Source organism: Murinocardiopsis flavida (genome assembly GCF_003014485.1).
GTDB classification, from domain to species: Bacteria; Actinomycetota; Actinomycetes; order Streptosporangiales; family Streptosporangiaceae; genus Murinocardiopsis; species Murinocardiopsis flavida.
The window spans coordinates 563,208-588,149 of record NZ_PYGA01000001.1; the positions used below are offsets into that span (position 1 = coordinate 563,208).

A 24,942-nucleotide genomic window follows, 5' to 3' on the forward strand; every position below is an offset into this window, starting at 1 on the left:
CGCGCACGCCAGCCCTTGCGGTGGTCGCCGCGCGCCCCACCGACACGTCTGTGCTCCGGGGGCTCGGTCGTCACATGTCGCCGACAGCGGTCAGGTCGACATCGATCGCGAAGGGGACACCGACCGTCAACCGGTCGTGGTGAATACCTGTGAGTCCGAACGACCGCGTTGCCTCGTCCAATTCGTAGACATAAACGACCGGCCGCTGCTCTTTCAGCTCGACCCGCCAGAAGTGCTCGATCCCCGCGTGCGCGTAAAGCTGAGGCTTGCGCTCCCGGTCCCGCTTCTCCGACTCGGGCGAGACGACTTCGACTGCCAGAGTCACCGTTTCAACCGGGTAGGCCGTACGGCTGCCTTGTGTCTCGGCTCCATCGCGGACGACGATCACGTCGGGCTCAGGGCGCTGCCACTCGTCGAGAACCACCGAAATCTCCCGCCGGACGCGGTAACCGGGTACGAGGTGCGCCCTGAGTGCGGCGACCAGGAGGTCGATCACCAGTGAGTGCAGGACGCTCTGCGGACTCACGAGGATGAGGCTCCCGTCGATGAGTTCGGTATGCGGAGGCAGTTCGGAAAGGCGATCAAGATCAGCGGGTCGGAACCCCTCTGGCGGCGGGACCATCCAATCAGGAACGGGCTGAGCGCCCATCTCGCCCTCCAATGCCTGTCAGTACGGAACCGTCCCCGTGTTCGAAGAGATACGCACGAAGACAACACAAATATTACAGACAACAGGGAGACCGCCCCGCGTGCGCGGAGCGGCGGGTCTACACGAGCACGCACGGCGGTGTGATCCCGGGACCGCCCGCGTGCGCGGAGAGGCGGGGCCAGTTGGACGAGTGGTCGGCCCCTGCTTTGTGGACCGCCCGCGTGCGCGGAGAGGCGGGCCTCGTGGACCACCCACCGCAGCGCCGCGAGGAGACCGCCCCGCGGCCCGCACCGGCTCGCCCACGTCGACACAACGGTGCGCATCCTGCTCGACGCCGGCTTCACCGAGCGTGAGGCTGCGGGGGTCTCCCGGCTACTGGCGGCCCACGTCCTCTCCTCGGTCGAGGAGCACACCGCCGTCCGGCCTGCCGACGACACCGCCCCCGACGCCGCACCGCCGTTCCACGATGAACACCTCGCCGGCCATGAGCACCTGCGGCGCGTGGCGCCCTACTACGCGGGGCTCGGCGGGGACGACATCTTCGAACTGGGCATCGAGGTCATCCTCGACGGCCTCGCCCACCGGCACCTCCCGCGGAGTTGACCGGAGGACCCGCCCGGGCGCGGCCGACCCCGGGGCGGGCCGCCGGGGCGGGTCACCGGGGCAGGCCAGTCCGGCGAGGGCCGGAGCGTGCCCCCAGGACCTCCCCTCAGGACTTCGCCCCCTTGGGCTTCGCTTTGGTCTTCGTCCTGACCTGCGGCGTGATCTGCTGGCGCGCGATCAGGGTCAGGACGGCCAGGACCATGGCGTTCACCGCGGCGACCTGCTCGCCCGTGAACTCCAGGCCGTATCCGGCGAGGAGCGCGGCGACGGCGGTGATGAGACCGGTGAACGCTGCGGGGGCGATCGGGCGGGTGGTGAAGGCCGTGGCGACCGCGAATACCGCGGTCACGACGGCCACGATCAGTGGGGCGGTGGCGTCGGTGACGCCGGGGACACCGAACACGACGAGCAGCGACAGACTGGCCGAAACGACGGCGATGATCAGGGCGGGCTCGTGCCCGAAGATCTTCACGGTGGGCTCCTGACAGTGTGCTCCTGGATGGCGGCGGGAACGCAGGCGCCCTGCGCTCCCGCGGGCGGATGGGCGGCCGCAGCCCCCTTGCGGCCGGTTACCTCGAGAACTCGGATCGTCGGAATGGGGGTGCTCTCGCGGCCGGCGCGGCGGCCCGGGAACGGGGGGTCTCGGTATGGCGGGCGGTGCCCGCGTCCTCAACCCACGACCTTCTTCAGCGCGGCAGCCGACTCGGCGTCGTACTCGCCGTCGGCGACCAGGTCGGCCGCCCTCTGGAAGGCTTTCAATGCGCTGACGGTCTCGGCGCCCATCTCCCCGTCGGCGCCGAAGCGCGGCAGCCGGTGCCCCGCCTTCATCAGCGCCCGCTGGAGGCGCGCGACCCGCGTCCCCACCGAGCCCAGGCGCAGCGCCGGGGACCCCGACGGCGCCTTGACCTTCGCGGCGATGTGCATCTGGTGCTTGGCGTTGCCCTTGAGGTACTCGGTGAACGCGGACTCCGTCTTCGCCCCCCACTGGCCGTCGACCTCGGTCTTCACGGTGCCCTGCACCCACCTGACGCCCCTCAGCGTCTCGGGGCCGCCCTCGCCGTCCTCGGCGACGTGGCCGCTGACCGGCAGGTCCGACAGCCAGCGGAGGTAGTTCACGGCCTGCTGCTGCGAGCGCACCGAACGGACCGTCGTCAGGCCGCCCCACGCCTGCGCACCGCCCCCGCCGGTGGAACCGCCGCCGCCCGCGTAGTTCGGGCGGCCGTAGCCGACGATCGTGGCGGCGGACCGGGTGCGGCGCGCGCACCGGTCGGACGTGTTGCCCTCGATGGTGTAGACGACACCGTTGGCGACCTTGGTGACGATGCCGATGTGGTCGATGGCCGCGACGCGGTTGGACCCGTTCCAGTCGAAGAACACGATGTCGCCGCGGCGGACGCCCCTGACGTCGGCGGTCCACCGGCCGGCCCGCTTGAACCGCTCGGCGTGCCACACGGTGTACGCGTAGTCGGTCGAGAAGCAGACGGCCTTGTGGTTTCCCGAGCGCCGCGCCCATTCGGTGATGGCCATGTTGCACCAGGGCTGCCGCCGGAAGCCGGAACCGTTCCGGGCGGCGTAATCCTTGGTGATGTCATTCGGGCGGCCGTGAATGCCGAGTGACTTCTCGGCCTCGTGGATCATCGCCTTGACGCCGGGCATCAGGGCTCACCCTTTACGGCACCGAAGACGCCATTGGCGTCGGGCGGTCCGAACTCCTCGCGGAGCAGCAATTCCTCGTTGGGATCGGTACTGCCGTTCCCGGTTTCACGCAGCAACTCCAGCTGCTCGTCCTGCGGGGCGTCTCCCCCTGTGGACGGCGAACGATCAGGCCCCATGACTCCTCCAGGCTGTGGCCACAAAAATACTCCCGCACCGCGCGGGTGACCAGACCGGAAAACCCCCGGATAAAAGCAATTCCCGGCGCCCACAGCAGACTCCGGACAGCACACTCACCGGCACCATCCGCATACAGAATCCCACTGAAAGAATCCGCCGAAGACGATTCCACGACCGCAGGATAAGAACCCTGTATTTCACGCCGCCGCCGACCGAGATGGCGGTGGGCGGACAATCAGCGAAGCCCCGAGAGGAATCCCGTCACCCCCTCCAGCGCCCCCGACCGCCCCGCCACACCAGGCGAAGAACCGCGCCCCGGCCCCCGCGGAGCACCCGCGCCGTTCACGGCCGGGGCAGCGGCTCCGCGTCGCTCTTCTCGACCAGCTCCGAGCGCTCCCGCACGATCCGCTCGCACCCCCAGTCACCGAGGGGCACGAGGGCGCGGTTGAGGGTCCGACCGTGCTCGGTGAGGGAGTACTCCACACGCGGCGGCACCTCGGCGTAGACCCGGCGGTGCACGAGCGTGTCGACTTCGAGTTCCCGCAGGTGCTGGGTGAGCATCTTCTCGCTTACGCCGGGCAGGGCGCGGCGCAGCTCGGAGAACCGCCGGATGCCGTGCTCAGCCAACTCCCTGAGGATGAGCCCTTTCCATTTGCCGCTCACCACGTCGAGCGCGGCGTCGATACCGCAGACGTAGGGGCCGTTGCGCGGCGCCTTGGCCATTGCGCTCCTCCCGGTCACTTACTCGAAGGTATGTACCGCAGTAATTAGTGGGTTCTTCCCTAACCGTATGTGCCGTGGCGACGATAGAGGCCGCAGAACATCATCTGGGTGGAGGGACTCCGCTTCATGAAGGACACGTCCGTCAAGCCGGTCGCCGTACTCGGACTCGGGTCGATGGGGTCGGCGCTGGCCCGGGCATTCGCGGCCGCCGGTCATCCGACAACGGTGTGGAACCGCACGGCCGCCAAGACCGGGCCGCTGGTCGCCGCGGGTGCCCACGCCGCCGATTCGGTGGCGGAGGCGGTCGCGGCCGGACCGTTGGTCGTCACCTGCCTGACCGGCTTCGACGAGACCCGCGCCGCCCTCGAACCCGCGGGATCCGCACTCGTCGGCAAGGACCTGGTCACCCTCAACTCCGGCGCACCCATCGGCGCACGGGAGACCGCGACCTGGGCGGTAGGACACGGGGCCCGGTTCCTGGCCGGCTCGGTCAAAGACGTCCCCGACGCCATCGGCGGCCCCGAGACGCACCTGTGCTACAGCGGCGACCGCGAGGTCTTCGACGAGCACGTCCGCACCCTTCGCGTCCTCGGTGGCGACACCGTGCACCTCGGTGACGAACCGGACCTGGCGGCGTTCTACGAGATGGCGGTCGGCGGACTGATGCTGCCCGCGCTGCTGGGCTTCTTCCAGGGCGCAGCCGCGATCCAGAGCCGCGGGTACACAGCGGCCGGCATCGTGCCGCACGCCGAGAAAGGGCTCGACATGATCAAGGCTGGCCTCCCGGGGTTCGCCGACCAGATCGACCGCCGCGACTACCGCGAACCATCCAGCACGATCGACCTCTTCCGCACCCTCGAACAGGCCGAACACGACCTCGGCCAGGAGTCCGGGGTCGACGTCACCTGGCAGAAACCCATCTGGGACCGCCTACGCCAAGCCTCCGACCAGGGTTACGGCGACCAGGAAATCTCCGCTGTCACCGAAATCCTCCGCGGACCCCCCAACCAGGGCACCCAGTAGGCCCCACGCAAGACCCCCAACCCCCCATTCCAGCCGCACACGCGCGGGGAGCAGCCCTCCTGCGGTGGGCACCGCTCACTCCACCGGGGCGAGGGTCATCAGGCCGCAGCCGTACGCCTTGGCCCGGCCGAGTCCTGCGGTGAGGGTACGGCGCAGCGCCGCGGGGTCGGTGACCTCCAACCGTCCATCGAACGTTGCGGTGACCAGGGTGACCCGGTTCTTGCGGCCGCGGGCCCCGCCGGTCTCGGCCGTCCGGGCGGACCCGTCGGGCCTGTCGCTCCCCTCGCTCCCGTCGGACCTGTCGGCCTTGTCGGTCTTCTCGAAGGCGCGGTCGCGCCGGTCGCGAACGATCAGCTCCAGGTCGTCGCCATCGGGCAGCCGCCGCTGCCCGTGCGGCTTCTCCACGATCCTGAAGCCCGCGGCGTCCTGCCGCTGGAGCAGCCACCCCATCTGGTGGCGGGGGGTGATGTGGGCGGTGACCTTCGTGGGCTCGCCGTCCTTGCGCCGGATGCTGTGCACCGGGTTCGCCGTGAGCCGGAACCCCCAGACATCGCCTTTCGCCAACTTCGACAGGAAGGTGTCGTACTCGAAGGTGCGCCACGTCGGCGTGGTCGGCCACCCCGCCTGCTCCTCCAGGTGGGTCAGGTCGGGGGCCGCCGGGCTGACCAGGTAGAGGAAGACCTCGGACTTGGCGTTGTCGTCCACCCGCCACAGCACCCGCTGCGCGTCGCCGCCGGGGAGCAGTTCGGCGAACGAGCTCAGGAGGGCACCGGGATTGCGGAAGGGGGGTCATTCGGCATTGTGTACCTTCAGTCCGTCGGACCGGGTGTAGTGGACGTCGAAACCCGCCAGGCGGGTGCGGCAGTCCTCGTCGAGCACGAGGACGAGCTGCCCCGCGAGCCAGGGCGACTCCTTGGTCTGCCATGCGTCGAAGCACTCGGCTTCGAGTTCCTTGATGACCGTGTCGAGCACGGCGGGGTTGTAGGTGAGCTGCGGGGGAAGCCGCAGCCCCGATGACGCGACGATGGTCGCGAGCCGGTTCGGCGGCGCGGCCTCCGTCGGCAGCTCCAACCCGCCGCGCTCCTCGCTGAGGTCCGGCATGGTGGTCACGGCCCCGTCGGCGCGCCGCTGCACGACCAGGACTTCCAGGCTCTCCCTGGTGTCGCGGACCTGGGCGCTGCCGCCGCGGGTCTCGTCGGCGTCGCCGACCCCGGCGTCGACCCAGCCGATGAGCGCGCGGCCGTCGCGCGCCGTCTTCCCGAGGAGGAACGCCTCGGCCTTCTCCCGGGACTCCGCCTGCTCCTTCTCATGGGCGCGGGCGGCCGCCGCCATGGCGTCCCGCCAGGTGTCCGGACCCACCGGGACGTCGCCGTACGCGGTCTGCACCAGCGGGCTGATGGCGTCGGGCAGCAGCACCGCGGTCCCGGACTCGGCCGTGCCGTCGAAGTGGGGGGCGAGCACCGCCGCGCTGCGCAAGAGGGCGTGCGGCCGGTAGACGAGCTGCGATCCTTTCACCGGCGTTGGGGGCACCGTGTCCCAGTCGGCCCCGGTGATCAGGCAGCGGGCGGCGCGCAGCCGCTCAGGGCGGTCGGACTGGCCGTCGCCGCGCGCGTGGCGGTGCAGCCGGCCCATCCGCTGGAGCAGCAGGTCGATGGGTGCGAGGTCGGTCACCAGCAGGTCGAAGTCGACGTCCAGGGACTGCTCGACGACCTGGCCGGCCACCACCACCCGGCGGCGCGGACGCTGCCCGTGGGGAACCTTCTCGGGCGGGCCGAACGCCCTCAGCAGGGCGGCGTCGTTGTCGGCGCGGTCGAGGTCGAGGAAGCGGGCGTGGGCGACCGTCACGGCGTCGCCGCCCAAGCGCCCGCGGAGGTACTGGGCGGTCTCGTGGACGCGGCGCACGGTGTTGCGGACCACCAGGGCGCAGCCGCCGTCGGCAAGGTCCTCCGCCAGCCGGTCGGCGAGTGCGCCGAGGTCGTCGTCGAAACGCTCGACCTGGACGCTCGCGCCGCGTCCGGAAGCAGCGGGGAAGGCCGTCCGCGGCGCCTCGTCCGTGGCAGCGGCGGTGATCACGGGGTAGCCGCGGGCGGCCGCCACCGCGGCCGACTGCTCCGACTCCCCCGCGTAGGCGTCGACCAGTTCGCGCCGCCGCTCCGCGGGCAGGGTCGCGGAGAGGACCACAACGGGCACGCCGTAGCGCCCGAGCCAGGTCAGCACCCGGTCGAGGTAGGAGTTCATGTAGGTGTCGTAGGCATGCGCCTCGTCGATGACCACGACCTTGCCCGCTATGGCGAGGTGGCGCATCGCGAGGTGGCGGCTCTTCAGCCCGGCGAACAGGAGCTGGTCGATGGTGCCCGCTGCGAAGGACGCCAGCATCCCCTTCTTCCGGCCCCGCAGCCACTGGTGGGCGACCAGCGTGGTGGCGGTGGCCCGCTCGTCCGCGCGGTGATCGGCGGCGCGGTCCGGGCCGTCCCGGTCGACGTCGGCCGCCGTAGCCCGCCCTGCCCGCTTGAGTCCGGCGAAGTCCTTGTTCAGGGCGGCCTTGGAGTGGGCGAGGAACACGGAGTGCGCGCCGGAGCCTTCGGGCGCGTCGGTCAGGTGCCGGAGCCATTCGAGCAGGCGGGGGAACATCGCGTTGCCGGTGGCCATGGTGGGGAGCGCGACGTAGCAGCCGCCCGCTCCGGACCGGGCCGCGTAGATCTCGGCGACCGCAAGGGCCGCCTCGGTCTTGCCCTCTCCCATGGGGGCTTCGATGATCATCAGTCCCGGGCGTGCCATGTCCCTGGCGACGGCCACCGCGTCGCGCTGGACCGGGCGCACGCGGGCGCCCTCGGGGAGGTCGAACCGGGCCGCGAAGACGTCGTCGGGCCCCTCTTCCGGTTCCACCGCGACCCACGGCGGGGGCAGGTCGAGGCCGCGCCATGCCGCATCGATCCGCTCGCGGTCCCCGCTCGGCCCGCCGGGGAAGTACGGGAACAGGTCGGGGTTGCTGGCGATCCAGTCGGCGACGATCACCAGGCCGGTGAGGAGGACTTGAACAGGTTGCGGCAGTTTCACCCGCGACCAGGCGTCGAACCGCTCCGACGCCGCGCAGAGGTGGGCCGCCCGGTCGAGCAGCTCGGTCTGCACCGCCCGCCACCGCTCCTTGCAGTCGCGGCTCGCCAGCAGGGCCCGGTGGTCAACCAGGGCCTTGATCCCCGACTGGCTGGGCGGGACACCGTGGTGTCCGCCGGCGATGATCGCGAACTGCGTCGTCGCCGGCCGCGGCCAGCCGTGCCGGCCCATCAGCCACTGCTGGATCAGCTCCTGCCCGGCCAACGCATGGGGGGCGAGGGAGCGGTCGGCCATGCGGGGCTTCGACGCCATGCCGAGCCCTTCGGCGCGCATCGCGTCGGCCAGGCTGTCGACCTGGCACGCGAAGGCCGGAGTCGCCTTGCCGATGTCGTGCGTGGCCGCCGCCCAGACGGCGAGCCGCCGAGCGTCCTCGGCGCCGCCGGGCAGCGCGTCGGCGATGAGCGTCCGCACCTGCGCGGGCAGCCACTCGTCCCAGAGCTTCCCGGCGACGGCGGCACTGTCGCCCATGTGCCGCCACAGCGGCAACCACCCGTCCGCGTCGAAGTCCGACTTCGCCCACACGGCCCGCGCGGCACCGGAAAGCCCGTCACCCCAAACGGTTCGCCCACCGTTACCTGTCATGCGGTGAGTCAAGCCCACGCGCCCGTTGAAGCGATGCCAAACCGTGGAACTTCCGCTGACCTCAAGCGGCCACTACAAAAGCGGCTTTCCAAGTAAACCCGACACCCCGCACGGAGACTTGCGTGCCCCAGATTCGGCGTCCGGAAGCACCCAGGTTGCGCATGGAACGGTGGGAAGCGGAGTGGAGCCCCACGCGACACGCTGAAGCCCATGCGTGAGCCGGCTTACGCTAGTCGTGGCGACTCGTACGTAACTGAACGCTACATGTAGTTTCATTGCCTACTGTGTCGAAAGTAGACACAGTTCGGCTTGGAGCCGCATGATGGTGTCATGTACATCTTGCGCTTCAGGTTCGAGAACCACATGAGCTTCGGCGCTGAGGTTGACCTAACGATGGTGCTGCCGTCGATGCGCACCAACCATCCAACCAACGGATCCTGGATCGACTGGACGACCAGGGTGGCTGCGATCTATGGACCGAACGCCTCGGGCAAGTCGGGCATCGTGGACGCACTGCGCTACATGAAGGCGTGCGTTGCGTCGTCGCCGACCTGGGCGAAGAGGGGAAGGTTTCCGCGCACCCATTTCGCCCTGGACGAGAATTCAAGGGACCGCCCATCTAGCTTCGCCTTGGATTTCGTACTGAATTCCGTTCGACACGAATATGGATTCTCCATTTCATCGACCCGCGTCGAAGAAGAATGGCTCTATACATTCCCGACAGGCCGAAAGAGAGTTGTATTCGAGAGGGAACCCGGCGCTAACGGGATGAGTTTCGGTCGAGAACTGGGCGGCGGCGGATCCGATTTGCGCAGAACGACCACCGAAAGAGAGCTCCTACTGTCGCGAGCAGCTCTGACTCGACATCATTTCCTTGAGCCAATTCATGACTGCATTGTAAATGGAATTGACATTGCACAGTTCGGTGAATCGGACCGAAAGAATCGCCTCCGTTCAGTAATTCAAGATGTTAGTGATGGATCACTGTCTCTGGATGACTTGCGAACGATGCTGCGGGTTGCGGACATAGGAATAATCGGGGCCGAAGTCGCAGAAGGCGAGACGGATCCAAGAGTTCTTAGACTGTTCCGAGCCCTATTAGAAGTCGAGCTGGATGTTGGCGATGAGGAAGTCGATGACAATGATATCCCGTCAGACGAACAGGTCGAGGAGATATTCACGACACTGGCGAGGAGCCTAAAATTCAAGCACGTAGGAAAGAATGACCAAATCTACTCCCTTGCTTCCTCAGCTCAGAGCACTGGAACGCTCACGTGGCTATCTTTGGCGGCACCTGCGATAGGAACGATCCGCCGCGGCGGCGTGCTGGCGGTAGACGAACTCGACGCCAGCCTACATCCGCAGCTTGCGCAGGTCATGATTCAAATGTTCCGTGATGACTCGGTCAACACGACCGGGGCACAACTGATCTTCACGACGCACGACACCTACTTCATATCGCCCTCCTCTAATTCCCGACTCTCGCCAGAAGAGGTCTGGTTCGTTGAAAAAGAGAGAAATGGAATCAGTGACTTGTATCGGCTATCTGATTTCCAGACGCGGAAGGACCAGAACCTTTCACGACGGTACTTGCAGGGTAGGTACGGCGCAGTTCCTTCGGTCGCACCTTCGTTTCTGGCCGCGCTTGCCAGTTCCAATAATTCCAATGAACAAGATCGCGAACTAGTCTGATGGTGAAGCGTGCGCAAGGCTTCAATTCGAGACGTCGACCACGTGTAGAACGAAGTCGCATGCTCATCGTCACAGAAGGACTTAAGACCGAGGTCCAATACTTCGAAGGACTTGTGCAATTCCTGCGCGCTTCTGGGACGGCAATACGCGGCGTAAGATCAAAAGGCATCGGAAAAGATCCAATGCGGGTTCTTAAGGCCGCAATTGATTTCAACAGCAGAGATACAGATGGATATGATGAAGTCTGGGTTGTCGTGGACGTGGACGACCACGCTACTTTGGACGAGGCTCTTCAGAAGGGGCGCCAGGCCGATATTCCGATCGTGGTGTCCAATCCATGCTTCGAGATCTGGCTGATCTGGCACTACGAGGATTGCAGGGCACACCAAACCACCAGCGCAGCGATCGAGTGTCTTACTAAGCACAGACACACAGAGAAGCAGATTCCCAACACGTTTCCATACGGTGCCTACGAAGAAGCGTAGCGTCGTGCAGGGGACGCAGCACGCCTGTGGGAGCGCGGACGCAACCCATCTACCGCGATGCCCCGGCTCGTGGCGACACTGCATCGCCGCCCGTGATCCAGTTCACGCCGCCCGAAGCAGACCCGGACCAGCGACCGGCCGCTCGCGCAGATCAAGTCCGAGAAGTTCCTGAGCAAGCGAGCCCATAGCGCGGTCCATCCCGCGCGCGGGGACAGCGGCTGTACCTCGGTGTGCTCCTCCTCCCTGGCGCAACGCCGTCGAGCCGAGGAACGCACCACGTCCCACATCCCTTTCCACCTCCGCACACGAATCCCCGTGCACCCCGAAGACAGCCAAGGCGGGAACACCCCCACAGGCGGCATTCCCGGGGAGAGAGCGTCCTCGCTCCAAGGTGCCCGGGCCAGGCTGCCGGGCAGTCTGGCCCAGATCCGCTGCGGAACAGGGCGATGGGGAGCACAAACCGCGGCGCACGCGGGGTCGGTCGGAGACGGGTCCATCCCCGCGCGGGCGGGGAGCACTCTTGATGACCAGCGACGATATCGCGCCAAAGTCCCGATTTCGACAACTTCTCGAAATTCGGACGTCCAGACATCAAATGCACGGAACCCCTTTTTGTGCGGGTTGCGTGCAGATTGCCGTCCCCGGGCCCGCCGGGGTGGAGGGCGGGCCCGGGGACGGCGGCCGGGCGGCTACCGGGTCAGCAGTCGCCCCGGTCGGCGGTGGTGTCGCAGACGCCTGGGCCGTCGTTCCAGGTGAGGGAGTCGCGGGCGTTGCCGCCGAAGGGGCGGGAGACGGTCACGTGGGTACCGGCCCCGGAGTCCTCGGCGAGCCAGCTCCGCACCTCGTGGGTGGTGCCGCCCACGTCGCGTGTGAACACGTAGAACGGCTTGGGGACGGGCGACCGGCCGCCGCCCGGGTCGGCCCACCAGTTCTCTCCTTGGGCCTTCGCGGTGTCGACGTGCAGGCACTCGTACTCGGCGCCTTCGAAGGTGCAGGTGCGGACTTCGGCGCCGCCGTAGCGGCCCACGCCGTCATCGGCCTGGACACCCTCCAATGCGCGGAGGTAGGTGTCCTCGCACGCGCCTTCGTCGCAGGCGTGCCAGTCGGTCCAGGACGTGGCGCGCGCGGCGGCCGGCGCGGCGCCGCCGTTCACCGCGTCGCAGAACTTGCCGACGATGTACGGGGCGACCATCCCCGCCGCGTCCTGGGCGTCGATGGCGCCGTCCGCCCCGTTGTTCGCGCCGAGCCCGGCGGAGTCGAGCTGCCAGAGGCCCACACCCGGGTTGAAGAACAGGCCTTCGCGGCCTTGGGGGTCGTACAGGCCCTGCTGGTTGTCGTAGCGGGACAGGGTCATCGGCGAAGGCGCTTCCGGTGAGCCGGACGCCACCTCGGGCCAGGTGGGCGCCAAGGTGAGGGCCGTCGCGTCGGCCGCCGAGATCGCGCATGCGGCGTCGGAGGCGGCGGCGCCCGCGGCGTCCTGCACGGCCTTGAGCGGTTCGGCGCCGAAGGCCAGCGGACCGGCGTCCACCGGCGCGTTCTCGATCTTCTGCTGGACGACAGCGGGGTCCGTGCCGTCCTTCGCGGGGGACGGGCTTCCGCCACCGGTGTCCGCGCCGGCCTGCGGTGCCGTCACGACGAGCGCGGCTGAGGCGAGGACGGCGCACAGCGCGCTCAACGGTGTCGGGAGTCTTCGGTGGGTGCGGCGCGGTGCCGCGCCGGTGTTCATCGTTTCCATCTCTGTGTGCCTCTCTCTGAGCGGGTTCGAGAGGACGGCCGGCGCCACCCGGGGGCGGCGCGCGGCCGGCGGTTCGCCATCGGCGAGCGCAGGCGGAGAGAGGAGCGGACCGGTCGGTCCGACCTCGCAACCATGCGGGCCGATCTCGGCTTCACCGGGAGATCGGCGCTGCACTCGCGATTTCGGACGTCGGCAGGGGGACACCGCTGCGTTTCCCTGCGCAAAGGTCCATGTCAGGTGCTGACGGGGGGCGGTTCGGGCTGGCCCTTTCCTCCAGGTCGAATTCCTACAACGGGCATGGTGAAGTGGAAGAAAAAATACATAGTCGCCTTTCGGCACACAACCCCCGAACGCGACCTTTCGGAAACCAGGCGCCCCCGCACCGCGCGCCCCAGCGCGGGGCGGCGGCGCCCCGCCGCAACCCGACACCCGGCCGCTCCGCAACCGTGCCGACCGCGCGACGTGCCGCTGAACTGCGGCGGCGGCGATACGCGGGGGGTGAACGGCCCGCGCTGAAACGCCGACTTACCTTTGGCCCATGACGAAATACGCGTGGATGTACCGTCTCGGCGTCACGCCGTGGGAGCGCTATGGCGCCGCGGGTGGGGCGCAACTCGGTACCCTGCTCGACCGCGTCGCGGAAGGGCGCCCGACCGGCGCCGGGCGGGCGTTGGACGTCGGGTGCGGGCGCGGGCAGTTCACCCCCGAACTGGCCCGGCGCGGGTGGAAGGCGGTGGGCGTCGACATCGTGCCTGCGGCGGTCGAGGCCGCCCGGCGCAACGGGCCGACAGAGATCACCTACACCGTGGGCGACGTGACCGACCTTGAGTCGGCCGGCCTGGGCACCTTCGACCTCTTCGTCGACATCGGCTGCTTCCAGGGGCTCGACACGGATCAGCGGGCAGCAGAGGGGCGGGGTGTGACGGCGCTCGCCGAGCCGGACGCCACACTGCTGATGCTCGCCTTCGGGCCGTCGCGGTACCAGCGGCTGGTCGAGGGCGTCTCCCAGGCGGAGGTCGAGGCCGCGTTTCCGGACTGGCGGCTCGCCGCGGTCGAGGACGCGGTCACCACCGGCCTGGGATGGCCGATGAACCGGTCCTCACCGAAGTGGTACCGGTTCCACCGCACCACCGAGTGACGCGGGTCCGCCGCGTGCCGGTGCACCTCGAACCTTTGGAAATCGCGCAAGGCCGGCGGCTCAGCGCCGCGGCACCGCGGCACGCTCCGGCTCCGCTGCCGGCCCGGTCGCGGTCCGCCCGTCCCCCCTGAAGCGCGCCAGCAGGTCCTCGGCGACGAGCAGCACGGCGGGGACGAATCCCAGCAGGAAGCCGCTGGGCCCGATGAGCAGCGCGCATGCCGCCGCCCAGCCGCCCACGGCCCAGCCGACGTACGCGGGCGCGCGCTCGCCCCGCCACCCCATCCGCGCCACCAGCAGCCCGAGCAGAACGAGGGGGACGACGAAGCCCCCGGGAAGCGCCCAGAACACCGTCAGCGACTCCTCGCCGCCCGTTCCCGAGCGCAGCCCTCCCGTGAGCCACTCGCCCCAGTAGGGGTGCGGCAGGAACGCCGCCGTGTGCAGGACGCCGATCGCCGCCAGCGAGCAGCCGGCGCCGACTGTCGATCGTTTCTTGATCATGCTGCAAGCCTCCGGCACCGCCCCCGGTCCGCACCTCCCTCCGGAGAGCGACCCTCTCCCCCGCACGAGGGAGCCGGCGGGGCCCGGGGCGACCCCGCCCCGGGCCCCGAACTGTCGGCCCCGCCGTCTTGACTGTTGCCCATGACGACAACGGACCCGCCCCCTGCCGGGTGGACGCTCATCGGGCTGTCCTGGGACGGCGGCGGCCCCGCGCTCGTCGCGACCCGCGGGGGCGACGAGCGCAGCCTTGACCTGGCCCCGGGCACGGACCTGCGGATCCGGCTGAGCGGCCCGCGCGGCTGCGTCGGCGTGTGGGACCCCGCGAGCGACCGCCGCGTCGCCTGTCCCGCATCGGTGGCCCCTGAGGGCACCGACGCGCAGTGCGCCCGCTGCGCCGCGCGCGACCTCGGGCGCGCGCTGGCCCGCGACGCCCACACCGACGACCGCGACTACGTCCTCTACCTCGCCTACTTCGGCCCCGGCCTGTTCAAGGTCGGGCTCACCGCGGCCGCGCGCGGTGTGCTGCGCCTCCTGGAGCAGGGCGCGCTGACCTACACCCTGCTCGCCCGCGGTCCGCTGTCCGTCATCCGCGCGGCGGAGCGGGCGGTCGCCGCGGGCGGTTTCGCAAAGGAGCGGCTGCGCCTCCCCACCAAGACCGCGGCCTGGTGGCGGCTCGACCCCGCCGAAGAGCGCAGGTCAGCGGTGCGCGAGTTGCGGCGGTCCATCGAGGACGCGGGGCTGCTCGCCAACGCCGAGGTCCTCGACCGCCAGGTCCACGACAACGTCGCGCGGTTCGCGCTCGACCGCCCGGTTCCCGATTCCTACGACGTCCTCACCGGCCTGGACGACCCCGCCGACCTCGCGGTGCGGATCCGCGCTGTGCCGGGCCGGGTCCTGCTCGCCGACGACGCGGAGCGCGGATCGGGGCTGCTCATCGACGTCCGGCTGCTGGCCGGGTGGCTCGTCGCCCCGGCGGAAGGGCCGACCGGCGGGCTCGGTGTGCGGCCCCGCTCGCGGCCGCGGGGCGACGGCCAGATCGGGCTCTTCTGACCGCCGGCACCGGGTGTCACGGTTCGTCGGGGCGCTCGTTGACGCGGGTGCGGAAGGGACGGAACCCACGGCTTCGGTAGTTCGGCAGCGCGTTGGGATGGTCGAGGGAGGAGGTGTGCAGCCAGACCCGCCGGACCTGCTCGGCGCCCGCGGGTGCGGCAGCCCACGCCGCCCGGACGGCGAGGGTCAGCGCGTGGCCGCCCAGGCCCCGGCCGACGTACTCGGGGACGAGCCCGAACGTGGTGATCTCGACCCCGCCGTCAGCGTCGAACTCGAAGTCGACGAACCCGGCGGGCTCACCCTGGTAGGTGATGAGCAGGAAGCGGCGCAGCGGCCGCGCGAGCACCGCCGCCCATTCGGCGTCGGTCCGCCGCGCGCTCGGCCAGGCGTACGGCGTGCCGATGCGCTCCTGCATGGATTTGATCAGCGGCGATTCGGGGGTAAGGGGTTCGAGCGCGACTTCGGCCACGACCCGGCCGGGGCGCAGTTCGTCGAAGGCGGACATCTCCAGATACGTAATCGTCTCCCGCACACGCTTACGCTACCTGCGCCGGGCGCCGCGCCTTCGCGTGTCCGGTCGCGTCCCCACCGCACCCACCGCCCGCGGGACCGACCGGCAGAGCAGCGGACTTTTGATCCGCGGGTTCAGGGTTCGCTGCCACGCCTGCCGCGTCCGTAACCCGGTGTGGTTGGAGCGTTGGAACCCGCCCGCGGTCATGCGATGACCAAGCGGAGTTCCACCGCACGGGGGTCAGCTCGGCTGGTCGGGGGCTTCCACGGTCTCGTTGTGGGCGGTGATCAGCTTTCCGGCGATCCGCGTGACGTGGTCGACGTCCGCGTCGTCGAGGTGGCGGGAGAAGTGGTCGCGGACGGCGCGCAGGAACGCGGGCGCGCAGTTGTGGAGGGTCTCCGTGCCCTCCGGGGTCAGGACGGCGTAGGTCACCCGCAGGTTGCCGGGGTCGCCCTGGCGCTCGACCAGCCCGCTCTTCGAGAGCTGGGTGACGAGTTGGCTGATGCCGCTCTTGCTGACGAAGCACCGGCGCGCCAGCTCCTGGATCCGCATGCGCCGCCCGGGTGCTGCGGCGAGCCGGGAGAGCACTTCGCAGGAGGCCAGGGATGGCGCGCCGACCCGTTTCAGGGCGCGCTCCAGCTCGCGAGCGACGATGGCCTGCGATTTCCACATGCCGAGCCACGCGTCGAAGCCCTCGTCGTCGAGCGCGTGGACGTCCTCCCCCGCTGCCGCACTCACGATGCCGTAGCCAACGGACGCGCTTTCCCCTGGTCGGTTCACGGTTCACAGCTTAACCGGCACCGACCGACACTGTTCAAGGTTGGACGGTTCCGGCACGAACTGTCGTTCGGTTGCACTGTTCGGATACAAGCCGTCGTTCACCGGCGAGCCCGCCGACCGGGTACCCCGCCCCGCCGGAGCTTTCCTGCATTCGCCCACTCTCACACAGAGTGAAATTTCATCTGAAGAACCCGCCGAACCGTCACCCTCCGGGCATAACATCAGCATCCCTGGCCGCCCCGCTCACGGTCCCCTCACACGAAGGGCTGCCATGTACCAGAATCCCACCGGTGGCTACGGGTTCCCGCCGCCGCCACCGCCTCCCCAGCGGAAGAACCGCGCTTGGCTCTACGGATGCCTCGGGTGCGGTGGAGCGGCCGCGTTCGTCCTCGTCCTCGGCGCCGGATGCGTCGCCTTCCTCGGCTCCGGCACCGACACCCCGCCTCCCGCGGAGTCCCCCGTCGCCGAGGCGCCCGCTGCGGGGGACGACGAGAAGCCCGCGGCGAAGATCGGCGACAGTGTCGAGTCGGGCGCGTTCGCCTTCACGGTCACCGATGTCGAGACCGGCGTCGCATCCGTCCAGGACGACACCGGGTACATCACCACAAAGGCCGACGGCTCCTACGTCGTCGTGTCTGTGACCGTGGAGAACGTCGGCGACGAGTCCGGCATCTTCGACTCCACCGCGCAGAAGCTCCACGACGCCGACGGAAAGGAGTACTCCACCGACGCCGAGGCCCAGCTCACCGAGGGCGCCGATTCGTGGGTCAACGACATCAACCCCGGCAACAAGGTCGACGGGAAGCTGATCTTCGACGTGCCCGAAGGGGTGCAACCCGACTCCGTCGAGTTGCACGACTTCCTGTCCCTGGACGGCGGGGCGGTCGTCGACCTGACGTAGCGCCCCGCGCGCGGGCGCTTCGGCCGCAGGCAGGCGGTCGCAGCGGCGAGCGGTGGGGCCGTGCGGGAATCAGCGGCCGGGGATCACCGGCCGGACGCCGGGCCGCCGGTCACATCTCCTCGCCGCAGCTGCGGACCCAGCGTTCGCCGTTGCCGAGGTGGTTGGTGTTGACGAAGTCGACGCCGGCCTTCTGCTGGGCCTTCCAGGCGTCCTTGCGGGCCGCCTTCTCGCATTCCTGCCGACCGGGCGCCGCCCAGCCCTGGCACGGGACGAAGTGGCCGTCGCCGACCTCCGAGCGGTACTGCTCGTCGGGGCCGCCCCAGAAGCGGACCTTGACGCCGGAGCGGTGTGCCTGGTCGACCAGCCGGTCGAGTTCGGCCTGCTCCTCGTCGCTGATCTTGTTGTCGCCGTCCGGGTCACCGCACTTGCCCTTGCCCCACTCGCCGTTGAGCGTGCTGAAGCTCTTGGCGTACTCCGGGTCGTACTTCGGGCTGTCGATGTTGATCTTGTCCGGGAGCTGGCAGCCCTCGTCGGGGGCCTTGTCGAACGTGACGTTCTCCGGGTGGTTGCCGACGGTGTACTCGTCCTTGGGGCGCCCTCCGCTGATGACGAGTTCCACGTCCTCGGGCAGGTCCTTGGTCTGCTCCAGGATCTGGTCGTATGCCTCCCGCCGCTCCTCCTCGCTGCCTTTGCCCTTGTTCTCGACCACGAGCTGGAACTTCTCGTCGCGGCCCGGGTAGATCTTGCCGCCGTTCTTCTCGGCCCGCTCCTTCAGCGGCTCGACGTACTCGCTCCGCAGGCTGCCGCTCGGCGGGCTCACGTAGTCGATGTGGGTGTTGCGGAGGTGACCGGTGTCCGGGTCGTACTTGACATCGGTCTCCACGCCGGTCGCGCCGTGCTTCAGCGCGTCGTCGAGCGGGTCGCCGTTCTGGTAGTCGTTGTGGGCGTGCAGCCCCTCCGCCCATGCGATGTCGGCGTCGGGGTCGGCGCAGGCCGGCGGGGTGATCGGCGGCCGGACCGGCTTCGGGCGCTCGCTCTTGTCGGGGTCGCGGTCGTAGTCCGGCGGGTAGACCTTGGGCGCCACGGCGGGGCCGGCCTTGGCGCAGTCCGTACCGCCGGTGAGACGGCAGAGGGCGTCCTGGCAGGCTCGCGCCACGTTGCCGGGGATGTCCGTTGCGGCGAGGCCGCCGAGGATCACGGCGGCGAGGACGACGGCGGCGCCGTACTCGGTGACGGAGGCGCCCCTCTCGGCCCTGCGCCCGCTGCTTCGCGATCGTCTCGCCATGTGCACTCACCTCAGGGAACGGTCGGGCGGTGACACGACCCGTGTCACCGCCGCGGCGATCTGCGTTCACGTCCGGTGTCGCGGGCGGGGTGCTGCAACGGCGGATCCGAGGTCCGCGATCGGGGTTGCCGGACCGAGGGAAGTATTCCGGTCTTTACATCGGACAAGAAGGGACTAGTGCCTCATATCGGGGCTCAGAAAGAGACCGAGATCCCGATGCCCAGTCGTCCCACCTTCCGACGGGAGACCGATGCCCGGCCCCCGGCGGCCCCCGGTACCGCGCCGGCGGCCGCCCGGGGGATGCGACCGCCCCGCCACGACCACCGGCGCAGGGACACGATCGGGAATTCCCGCCCATGCGGGATTCTGGGATCATCTGAGGCGATCGGGCGAACAACCTCCGGGCGGAAGCGGTGCCATGCCAGACTCCTTACGCGAGGGCGACCCCACCCAGGTCGGCACCTACCGGCTGCACGGACGGATCGGCTCTGGCGGAATGGGCCGCGTGTACCTCGGCCACTCGCGCGGCGGCCACACGGTCGCGGTGAAGGTCGTCCGCCCCGAACTCGCGGACGACGCGCACTTCCGGCGCCGTTTCGCCGCCGAGGTCGCCGCCGCGCGCACGGTGGGCGGGATCTTCGCCGCCCAGGTCGTGGACGCCGACCCCGGCGGCGACCCGCCGTGGCTGGCCACCGCCTACATCCCCGGGCCCAGCCTGCACGCCGCCGTGGCCGAGCACGGCCCGCTGCCACCGGCGTCGGTGGCGGCGCTCGGGGCCGGGCTGGCCGAAGGGCTTGCGGCGGTCCACGGGTGCGGAGTGGTCCACCGCGACCTCAAGCCCGCCAACGTCCTCCTCGCCGACGACGGCCCACGGCTGATCGACTTCGGCATCGCCCGCGCCATGGACGCGACCTCCTACACCCAGACCTCCACCGTGCTGGGAACCGCGGCGTTCATGTCGCCCGAACAGGCCGCCGGGAGCGCGGTCGGGTACCCCGGCGACGTGTTCTCACTGGGCTGCGTCCTGGCCTTCGCCGCAACCGGCCGCAGCCCGTTCGGGGAGGGCCCCGGCCACGCGGTGGCCTACCGGGTCGTCCACGCCGACCCCGACCTGACCGGCCTCCCCGCCCCCTTCGCCGACCTTGTGGCGGACTGCCTGGCCAAGGACCCCGCTGCTCGGCCGGCACCGGAGCAGGTCCTCGAACGGCTCGCCGGGTCGGCGGTCCCCGGCAACGGCCACGCTCAGGGGCGGTGGCTGCCCGATGCCGTCACCGAAGTCATCACGATGTACAAGACACGCGTGTCGACGCTGGTCACGCCGCCCGTTCGTCCGGCGGCCCCGGACCGTCCGGCGACGAAGAGCACACCCGGACGGGTCGTGGCCCGCCCCATTCCCCGGCCAGGGGAGAAGAAGGGGCGATGGCTCCGGGCGGGCCTCGCGCTCCTGGTCGCCGCCACCGCCGTCCTCATGCTGTACGCCGGTCACCCCCCGTTCGCCTCCTGGGCGGACCGATGGCTGATCGGCGGCACGGCAAACCTCGAACTGCGCGACTGCGCCGCGGAGATCGACGGCTCACTGACCGAGGTGTCCTGCGGAGACCCCGAAGCCGAGTACGGGGTCTTCGCCGAGCACCATTGGAACTCGGACGCACCGCGGCCGGGCGATGAGCGTGCCACCTGCGCGGAGGTGGACGGTTGGGATCCCGAAACCGGCCGCGCGGTCCAGGCCTGGAACCACATCGCCTGTTTGGAGGAGCTTCCCTGATCGCGAGCCGCAGGGGGGCGCACGCCGGTGGCAGGAACCCGTACCGACCCCGGCGATCGATGGATCGGCGACTACCCGGTTCCCTTTGGGCCGCGCGGTGGTTCGCCGGTGTTCTGCTCCCCCGCGCCGCCGTGGCGCGGGTCGGTGTCCGGCAGCGGGTCGGCACCGCGGATCGACTTCAGCGCCTCGGTCTCGATGCGGACACGCTCGACGGTCTCGGCCAACTCGGCGTCGGACCGCGTCGCCTCCTCTTGGGCAAGGTGGGCGCGGACGCCGATGAAGGTCGCAGAAAGGGTGTCGACGCGGGTGCGCAAGGAGGCCAGCGCCTCAGGCTCATGGAGCGCCCCGAGCCGGTCGATGGAACCGAGCTGCGCATCGATCCGGTCGGCGTGGCGTGCGAGTTCGGCCACCTGCTGCCGGAGTTCGCCGATAGGGGTGTCGGCGGCGTCGGCGCGCTCCACCGCCTCCCGGGTGAGCGCGGTCTGGCGGCGCAAGTCCTGGCGCATAAGTCCGATCGGCCCCGCATCGGCCACCCCTTGGGCTCCGGCACCCTCTCGTCCGTCCGGCACCCTGCCCTCCCGCGTTGCGCGCTGGGCTGCGTTGACCACCGTGAAAATGATCAGACCGAGGAGCACCACGGCAAATACCGAAAGAACGAGCAGTACCGGACTGATAGTCGCCACCTCCAGCGGTTACGGGATTCTATCCGGGGACGCCCCCGCACCCGGTCCGGAACGACCCGGCCGGAACCCGCGCGGCCGCGGCCCGGCGGCCGAGACCGCGCCTGCGGCCCCGGCCCATGGGTCGGCCTTGCGCACAGTCGGCGGTCCCGCGGTCCGGGACCACGAAGTCCGCCTCGCAGACACGCGTGCACGCGTGCGGCCACGCCGCACCGACCGGCTTCACGGCACCCCCGGGCGAGACGTCACCGGCCGCCGGAGACGATGCCCGCCTCGTGGGCGAGGAGGGCCGCCCGCACCCGGTTGGGCACGCCCAGCCGCGTATGCACCCCGGAGACGTGCGTCTTGACCGTGCTTTCCGCCAGCCCCAACCGGTCGGCGATCTCCCTGTTGGTCAGGCCCTCGGCGAGCAGCGTGAGGACGTCGCGCTCGCGGCGGCTCAGCGACGCGACCGCATCCCGGGCGGCGGCGTGTCCTGCCGCAACACCGCTGTACCGGTCGACGAGGCGCCGCGCCACCCGCGGCGACAGGAACGCCCCGCCCGTGGCGGCGGCGTGCACCCCCAGGAGCAGTTCGCCGGGGGCGCCGGTCTTGAGCAGGAACCCGCTCACGCCGTCGTCGAGCGCCGACGCGACATAGGCGTCCTCGTCGAACATCGTGAGCATGACCACCGCGGTCGCCGGGAAATCGCGGCGGAGGATCGCGGCCGCGGCGAGCCCGTCGCAGCGCGGCATCCGGACGTCGAGCAGGACGACGTCAGGGCGGTGCTCCGCCACCAGCGCGACCGCCTCGCTGCCGTCAGCGGCCTCACCGACCACGTCGACACCGCCGCGAGCGGTGACGATGGCGCGAACGCCGGCCCGAACGACGGCCTCGTCGTCGGCCAGAACGAGTCGGATCATCTGTCGCGGCCCCCGTTTCCGTGCGCTCCCGCCACGACGCTATCGCGCGCGCAGTGCCCCTGACCGGTCCGAAAGTCGGGTTCCGGGCACCGCGATCGGCCGATGCCCCGTCGCCGCCGCAGCCCGTAGCGTCCTCGCCATGATGCGATGGGTACTCAGAGCGGGCGCCGGCCTGCTCACTGCGTCCGTGCTGGTGAGCGCCGCGGTGGGGGTGGGACCGGCCGCCTCGGCCGATACCGGGGACCGTCCCGTGGACACGGCGCGGATCGACCGCTTCGTCGCGGACACCGTCGAGGCGCAAGGGCTCGCCGGGGTGTCGGTCGCGCTAGTCCGCGACGGCCGGATCCTGCACACGCGGGGGTACGGGCGCGGCCCCGGCGGCGGCCCGGTCACCGCGGAGACGCCCATGATGATCGCCTCACTGTCCAAGTCGATGACGGCGATGGCGGTCATGCGCCTCGTGGAGGCGGGCGAGGTCGAACTCGACACCCCGGTCCGGGACTATGTGCCGGAGTTCGACCCCGCCGACCCGCGCGCCGAGCGGATCACAGTCCGCCAGCTCCTCGACCACACATCGGGGCTCTCCTCGGGGCTGCTCAGCCCAGACCGGCGGGCGAAGGGGTCGCTGCGGGAAGCCGTGGCGATCCTGTCGTCCATGGCCACGACCGCCGAGCCCGGGACGCGACACGCGTACTTCAACGGCAACTACTGGCTGCTGGCGCGGATGGTCGAAAAGGTCTCCGGCGCGCCGTTCCGCACGTACCTCGACAAGGCCGTCTTCGCCCCGCTCGGCATGGACGCCAGCGCGGCGTTCGAGGACCCTGGGGCGGCGATCGCGGCGGCCTCGGGCACGGCAGGGGGTCACACATCGGCGTACGGGACCTCTGTCGCGCGGCGGGAACCCCCGGACTTCGCAACGGGCTCCGGCGGCGTCGTCTCGACGGCCGCCGACATGGCCCGCTGGCTCGCGCCCTACACCTCCGGCGGGCGCACCGCCGATGGGGAACCGTTCGTCTCGGCCGCGACGGTCGACGCGATGCTCACCCCCTCCGATCCCGCAGGCGAATACGCGCTGGGATGGCGCGACGGCACGCCGGAAGGCGACGCCAGGCCCCGGATGTCCCATGACGGAAACGCGCTGACCTCAAGCGCCTACCAGGGGATCTACCGCGAGAGCGGCTACGCGGTGGCCGTGTTGAGCAACACGTTCACGCTGCCGTTGGAGACCGCGTACCCCATCGCGGAAGGGGTCATCGACATCGCCGAGGGTGCGGGGACGGATGAGGGTGCGGGTCCGGAGGTCCCCGTCGCCGTCAACGCCATTTGCGACTACGTGCTCGCGGCGCTGACCGCGCTCACCGCCGCGCTCGGCGTCCGCAGGATCGTACGCGCCCCCGCGTGGGCCGAGCGCCTCGGCGGCCGGTCCACCCCGCGCCTCGCGGCGCGGCTGTCCCCCCGGCTGCTGCCCTTCGCCCTCGGCTGCGGGTTCGTCGCGCTGGTCGTTGCGAGCGGGGCGGACGCGAGATTCCTCGGGCTGTGGTTCGTGTGGCCCGCGCTGGGCGTCTGGGCGCTTGCGGCGGTGGTGTCGAACCTGGCGACGGTCGCCGTGCGCGTCCGCGCCCTGCGGCGGCTCCGACCGCGGCGGGCGGCGCCGCCTCACCACGCATAGACCGCAGTGAGGACGGCCGCGGCCACCCCGCACGCCGCCAAGGTGCCGAGAGTGCGGGCGGCGCCGCCTCACCACCCGTAAACCGCGAGGAGAGCGGCCGCCGCCATGCCGCACGCCGCCAACGTGACGAGAGTGCGGGCGGCGTCTCGGCGCAGCCGACGCCGCTCCTCCCCCGCGAGGTGCGGCGGCAACGGATCGTCGCAGACCGGCGCGGCGGCCTCTATGGGCCGCCGGTCCCCTGGTTCGTGCGGCAGCCGGGCGGCGACCTCGAAGGCGCCGCCCCGCGGCGCGGCCGAGAACGTCCCCCCGGCCAGGCGGACCCGCTCCCGCAGCGCGACCAGCCCCAGGCCGCCGCCGGGGCGTTCCGGCCGCCCGGATCCGGACGGCCCGGCACTGACGACGGTCACGGCCGTGTCGGCGGCCGAGTGCAGGATCCGGATCTCTACCGGCCTCCCCGGGGCGTGCTTGGCGGCGTTGGTCAACGACTCCTGGACGACGCGGCGGACGGTCCGCTCGACCACGTCCGGCACCGCGGCGTCCGCTCCGGTGCGCCGGAGCGCCACCGCCATACCGGCGTCCGTCGCACGCTCAACGAGCCGGGACACGCTCGCGACGGCAGCGGAGTCCGCCTCGTGCGGCTCCGGCCGCAGTACGCAGACGACCTCCCGCAGCCGGTCGGCGGCTGCCGCGGCGCCGGCGCGCAGCTCCCCCGCTGCCTCGCGCACCGCGCGCTCCTCCAGGCGCGGCGCCACCTCCAGCGCACCGGCGCGGAGGGCGATGAGCCCGATCTCGTGGCCAAGCGAGTCGTGGATGTCCTGGGTGATGCGTTCGCGTTCGCGCCGCCGCTCCCGTTCCAGGAGCCCGTTCCGCTCCCGCACCCGGAGCTCCCCCGCCCGCCGCCGGTAGTGGCCGACGGCCCATGGCAGCGCGACGGACAGTGCAGTGAACAGGATCGAATCGGGTGACACCGTCGACACGCCCCAGGAGAGGGCGAACCCCGCACCGCCCAGCAGCGCCCCGGCCGCGACCGGCAGCGGACAGGCCCGGACCCCGCGCTGCCCGGCACGGAACCCGAGCAGCGCGACGATGAGCTGCGCCCCGGGGCTCCACACAGCGAACGCGCACGCCACGAGGACGGCGGCCCGCGGGTACCGCCGGCCGGCCACCACGACGAGGACCAGGACCGGCACCGCCCCGGCCGGCAGCCACCACGGGGTGTCCGCCACCCGGTTGAGCACAGCGAGCGGCGCGAGCACAACGGCAGCGACCAGGTCGACTCGGAAAGCCCCGATCACCGTCCCGCCGCCACGCCCCGTCCCCATAA

24 protein-coding genes are annotated in these 24,942 nt (G+C 70.6%); 9 read left to right on the plus strand and 15 right to left on the minus strand.

The window, feature by feature from the left end; genetic code table 11:
* Positions 1-70: 70 nt before the first annotated feature.
* A complete protein-coding gene (locus CLV63_RS02445; protein WP_106581167.1) occupies positions 71-649 on the minus strand; it encodes a Uma2 family endonuclease in 579 nt (192 codons plus the stop codon).
* Between the two features lie 201 nt (positions 650-850).
* Here CLV63_RS02445 and CLV63_RS02450 point away from each other — a divergent pair, with 201 nt between their 5' ends.
* Positions 851-1,252, plus strand: a complete 402-nt coding sequence (locus CLV63_RS02450; RefSeq protein WP_106581168.1) for a TetR/AcrR family transcriptional regulator C-terminal domain-containing protein — start codon at positions 851-853, stop codon at positions 1,250-1,252.
* Positions 1,253-1,358: 106 nt separating this feature from the next.
* On the opposite strand, the gene CLV63_RS02455 is transcribed toward CLV63_RS02450, so the two are convergent.
* The 4 genes from CLV63_RS02455 to CLV63_RS02465 all read right to left on the minus strand — a co-directional run bounded on the left by CLV63_RS02455 (position 1,359) and on the right by CLV63_RS02465 (position 3,808).
* Positions 1,359-1,724: a hypothetical protein gene (locus CLV63_RS02455; RefSeq protein ID WP_106581169.1), complete on the minus strand. Its 366-nt coding sequence runs from the start codon at positions 1,722-1,724 to the stop codon at positions 1,359-1,361.
* Positions 1,725-1,921: 197 nt separating this feature from the next.
* Positions 1,922-2,908 carry a peptidoglycan-binding protein gene (locus CLV63_RS02460; protein WP_106581170.1) on the minus strand — a complete coding sequence of 329 codons (987 nt, stop codon included), beginning with the start codon at positions 2,906-2,908 and terminating at the stop codon, positions 1,922-1,924.
* The gene (locus tag CLV63_RS33415) at positions 2,908-3,084 is read right to left on the minus strand and encodes a hypothetical protein (RefSeq protein ID WP_170134123.1); all 177 of its coding nucleotides are present in this window, start codon (positions 3,082-3,084) and stop codon (positions 2,908-2,910) included. Before CLV63_RS33415 ends, CLV63_RS02460 begins: the two co-directional genes overlap by 1 nt.
* A gap of 343 nt (positions 3,085-3,427) precedes the next feature.
* Positions 3,428-3,808 carry a winged helix-turn-helix transcriptional regulator gene (locus tag CLV63_RS02465; protein WP_106581171.1) on the minus strand — a complete coding sequence of 127 codons (381 nt, stop codon included), beginning with the start codon at positions 3,806-3,808 and terminating at the stop codon, positions 3,428-3,430.
* 126 nt (positions 3,809-3,934) lie between these two features.
* On the opposite strand from CLV63_RS02465, the gene CLV63_RS02470 reads away from it, so the two are divergent.
* Entirely contained in the window at positions 3,935-4,831 is an 897-nt protein-coding gene (locus CLV63_RS02470; RefSeq protein ID WP_106581172.1) for an NAD(P)-dependent oxidoreductase, read from the plus strand.
* 75 nt (positions 4,832-4,906) lie between these two features.
* Here the strand turns inward: CLV63_RS02470 and cas6e are convergent, their stop codons facing one another.
* The gene (gene cas6e / locus CLV63_RS02475) at positions 4,907-5,593 is read right to left on the minus strand and encodes a type I-E CRISPR-associated protein Cas6/Cse3/CasE (protein WP_106581173.1); all 687 of its coding nucleotides are present in this window, start codon (positions 5,591-5,593) and stop codon (positions 4,907-4,909) included.
* A gap of 27 nt (positions 5,594-5,620) precedes the next feature.
* Positions 5,621-8,527, minus strand: coding sequence for a CRISPR-associated helicase Cas3' (gene cas3 / locus CLV63_RS02480; RefSeq protein ID WP_170134124.1), 2,907 nt, complete (start codon positions 8,525-8,527; stop codon positions 5,621-5,623).
* Positions 8,528-8,857: 330 nt separating this feature from the next.
* Between cas3 and CLV63_RS02485 the strand changes: the two genes are divergently transcribed.
* Together CLV63_RS02485 and CLV63_RS02490 are read left to right on the plus strand one after the other, a co-directional pair.
* Positions 8,858-10,219, plus strand: a complete 1,362-nt coding sequence (locus tag CLV63_RS02485) for an AAA family ATPase (RefSeq protein ID WP_106581174.1) — start codon at positions 8,858-8,860, stop codon at positions 10,217-10,219.
* A 59-nt stretch (positions 10,220-10,278) separates the two neighbouring features.
* Positions 10,279-10,704 carry an RloB family protein gene (locus tag CLV63_RS02490; protein WP_170134125.1) on the plus strand — a complete coding sequence of 142 codons (426 nt, stop codon included), beginning with the start codon at positions 10,279-10,281 and terminating at the stop codon, positions 10,702-10,704.
* A 697-nt stretch (positions 10,705-11,401) separates the two neighbouring features.
* Here CLV63_RS02490 and CLV63_RS02495 read toward each other — a convergent pair.
* The gene (locus CLV63_RS02495) at positions 11,402-12,439 is read right to left on the minus strand and encodes a hypothetical protein (protein ID WP_342751351.1); all 1,038 of its coding nucleotides are present in this window, start codon (positions 12,437-12,439) and stop codon (positions 11,402-11,404) included.
* Positions 12,440-12,977: 538 nt separating this feature from the next.
* On the opposite strand from CLV63_RS02495, the gene CLV63_RS02500 reads away from it, so the two are divergent.
* Entirely contained in the window at positions 12,978-13,577 is a 600-nt protein-coding gene (locus CLV63_RS02500; protein WP_245928527.1) for a class I SAM-dependent methyltransferase, read from the plus strand.
* A 60-nt stretch (positions 13,578-13,637) separates the two neighbouring features.
* Here CLV63_RS02500 and CLV63_RS02505 read toward each other — a convergent pair whose 3' ends face one another.
* Positions 13,638-14,075: a DUF6463 family protein gene (locus tag CLV63_RS02505; protein ID WP_245928528.1), complete on the minus strand. Its 438-nt coding sequence runs from the start codon at positions 14,073-14,075 to the stop codon at positions 13,638-13,640.
* A 141-nt stretch (positions 14,076-14,216) separates the two neighbouring features.
* On the opposite strand from CLV63_RS02505, the gene CLV63_RS02510 reads away from it, so the two are divergent.
* Positions 14,217-15,125: a DUF2797 domain-containing protein gene (locus CLV63_RS02510; protein WP_106581178.1), complete on the plus strand. Its 909-nt coding sequence runs from the start codon at positions 14,217-14,219 to the stop codon at positions 15,123-15,125.
* Positions 15,126-15,141: 16 nt separating this feature from the next.
* Here CLV63_RS02510 and CLV63_RS02515 read toward each other — a convergent pair whose 3' ends face one another.
* On the minus strand, positions 15,142-15,657 hold the full coding sequence (locus CLV63_RS02515) for a GNAT family N-acetyltransferase (protein WP_106581179.1): 516 nt from the start codon (positions 15,655-15,657) through the stop codon (positions 15,142-15,144).
* Positions 15,658-15,876: 219 nt separating this feature from the next.
* Positions 15,877-16,416, minus strand: a complete 540-nt coding sequence (locus CLV63_RS02520) for a MarR family winged helix-turn-helix transcriptional regulator (RefSeq protein ID WP_211301102.1) — start codon at positions 16,414-16,416, stop codon at positions 15,877-15,879.
* 271 nt (positions 16,417-16,687) lie between these two features.
* Between CLV63_RS02520 and CLV63_RS02525 the strand changes: the two genes are divergently transcribed.
* Positions 16,688-17,317, plus strand: a complete 630-nt coding sequence (locus CLV63_RS02525; RefSeq protein WP_106581180.1) for a DUF4352 domain-containing protein — start codon at positions 16,688-16,690, stop codon at positions 17,315-17,317.
* A 109-nt stretch (positions 17,318-17,426) separates the two neighbouring features.
* On the opposite strand, the gene CLV63_RS02530 is transcribed toward CLV63_RS02525, so the two are convergent.
* Positions 17,427-18,602: a hypothetical protein gene (locus tag CLV63_RS02530; protein WP_106581181.1), complete on the minus strand. Its 1,176-nt coding sequence runs from the start codon at positions 18,600-18,602 to the stop codon at positions 17,427-17,429.
* Between the two features lie 418 nt (positions 18,603-19,020).
* Here CLV63_RS02530 and CLV63_RS33980 point away from each other — a divergent pair, with 418 nt between their 5' ends.
* A complete protein-coding gene (locus tag CLV63_RS33980; protein ID WP_211301103.1) occupies positions 19,021-20,367 on the plus strand; it encodes a serine/threonine-protein kinase in 1,347 nt (448 codons plus the stop codon).
* A gap of 71 nt (positions 20,368-20,438) precedes the next feature.
* Here the strand turns inward: CLV63_RS33980 and CLV63_RS02540 are convergent, their stop codons facing one another.
* Positions 20,439-20,873, minus strand: coding sequence for a hypothetical protein (locus tag CLV63_RS02540; RefSeq protein ID WP_106581182.1), 435 nt, complete (start codon positions 20,871-20,873; stop codon positions 20,439-20,441).
* 419 nt (positions 20,874-21,292) lie between these two features.
* Positions 21,293-21,949, minus strand: a complete 657-nt coding sequence (locus CLV63_RS02545; RefSeq protein ID WP_106581271.1) for a response regulator — start codon at positions 21,947-21,949, stop codon at positions 21,293-21,295.
* A gap of 139 nt (positions 21,950-22,088) precedes the next feature.
* Here CLV63_RS02545 and CLV63_RS02550 point away from each other — a divergent pair, with 139 nt between their 5' ends.
* Positions 22,089-23,618: a serine hydrolase domain-containing protein gene (locus CLV63_RS02550; RefSeq protein ID WP_170134126.1), complete on the plus strand. Its 1,530-nt coding sequence runs from the start codon at positions 22,089-22,091 to the stop codon at positions 23,616-23,618.
* A gap of 68 nt (positions 23,619-23,686) precedes the next feature.
* On the opposite strand, the gene CLV63_RS02555 is transcribed toward CLV63_RS02550, so the two are convergent.
* Positions 23,687-24,940: a sensor histidine kinase gene (locus tag CLV63_RS02555; RefSeq protein ID WP_170134127.1), complete on the minus strand. Its 1,254-nt coding sequence runs from the start codon at positions 24,938-24,940 to the stop codon at positions 23,687-23,689.
* Between the last annotated feature and the right edge of the window lie 2 nt (positions 24,941-24,942).

Bases quoted from the DNA above. Each gene is read 5' to 3' on its own strand.
- CLV63_RS02445 (WP_106581167.1), bottom strand. From the start codon at position 649: ATGGGCGCTCAGCCCGTTCCTGATTGGATGGTCCCGCCGCCAGAGGGG.
- CLV63_RS02460 (WP_106581170.1), bottom strand. From the start codon at position 2,908: ATGCCCGGCGTCAAGGCGATGATCCACGAGGCCGAGAAGTCACTCGGC.
- CLV63_RS33415 (WP_170134123.1), bottom strand. From the start codon at position 3,084: ATGGGGCCTGATCGTTCGCCGTCCACAGGGGGAGACGCCCCGCAGGAC.
- CLV63_RS02465 (WP_106581171.1), bottom strand. From the start codon at position 3,808: ATGGCCAAGGCGCCGCGCAACGGCCCCTACGTCTGCGGTATCGACGCC.
- CLV63_RS02470 (WP_106581172.1), top strand. From the start codon at position 3,935: ATGAAGGACACGTCCGTCAAGCCGGTCGCCGTACTCGGACTCGGGTCG.
- cas3 (WP_170134124.1), bottom strand. From the start codon at position 8,527: ATGACAGGTAACGGTGGGCGAACCGTTTGGGGTGACGGGCTTTCCGGT.
- CLV63_RS02485 (WP_106581174.1), top strand. From the start codon at position 8,858: ATGTACATCTTGCGCTTCAGGTTCGAGAACCACATGAGCTTCGGCGCT.
- CLV63_RS02490 (WP_170134125.1), top strand. From the start codon at position 10,279: ATGCTCATCGTCACAGAAGGACTTAAGACCGAGGTCCAATACTTCGAA.
- CLV63_RS02495 (WP_342751351.1), bottom strand. From the start codon at position 12,439: ATGGAAACGATGAACACCGGCGCGGCACCGCGCCGCACCCACCGAAGA.
- CLV63_RS02500 (WP_245928527.1), top strand. From the start codon at position 12,978: ATGACGAAATACGCGTGGATGTACCGTCTCGGCGTCACGCCGTGGGAG.
- CLV63_RS02505 (WP_245928528.1), bottom strand. From the start codon at position 14,075: ATGATCAAGAAACGATCGACAGTCGGCGCCGGCTGCTCGCTGGCGGCG.
- CLV63_RS02510 (WP_106581178.1), top strand. From the start codon at position 14,217: ATGACGACAACGGACCCGCCCCCTGCCGGGTGGACGCTCATCGGGCTG.
- CLV63_RS02525 (WP_106581180.1), top strand. From the start codon at position 16,688: ATGTACCAGAATCCCACCGGTGGCTACGGGTTCCCGCCGCCGCCACCG.
- CLV63_RS02530 (WP_106581181.1), bottom strand. From the start codon at position 18,602: ATGGCGAGACGATCGCGAAGCAGCGGGCGCAGGGCCGAGAGGGGCGCC.
- CLV63_RS33980 (WP_211301103.1), top strand. From the start codon at position 19,021: ATGCCAGACTCCTTACGCGAGGGCGACCCCACCCAGGTCGGCACCTAC.
- CLV63_RS02540 (WP_106581182.1), bottom strand. From the start codon at position 20,873: ATGCGCCAGGACTTGCGCCGCCAGACCGCGCTCACCCGGGAGGCGGTG.
- CLV63_RS02545 (WP_106581271.1), bottom strand. From the start codon at position 21,949: ATGATCCGACTCGTTCTGGCCGACGACGAGGCCGTCGTTCGGGCCGGC.
- CLV63_RS02550 (WP_170134126.1), top strand. From the start codon at position 22,089: ATGATGCGATGGGTACTCAGAGCGGGCGCCGGCCTGCTCACTGCGTCC.
- CLV63_RS02555 (WP_170134127.1), bottom strand. From the start codon at position 24,940: ATGGGGACGGGGCGTGGCGGCGGGACGGTGATCGGGGCTTTCCGAGTC.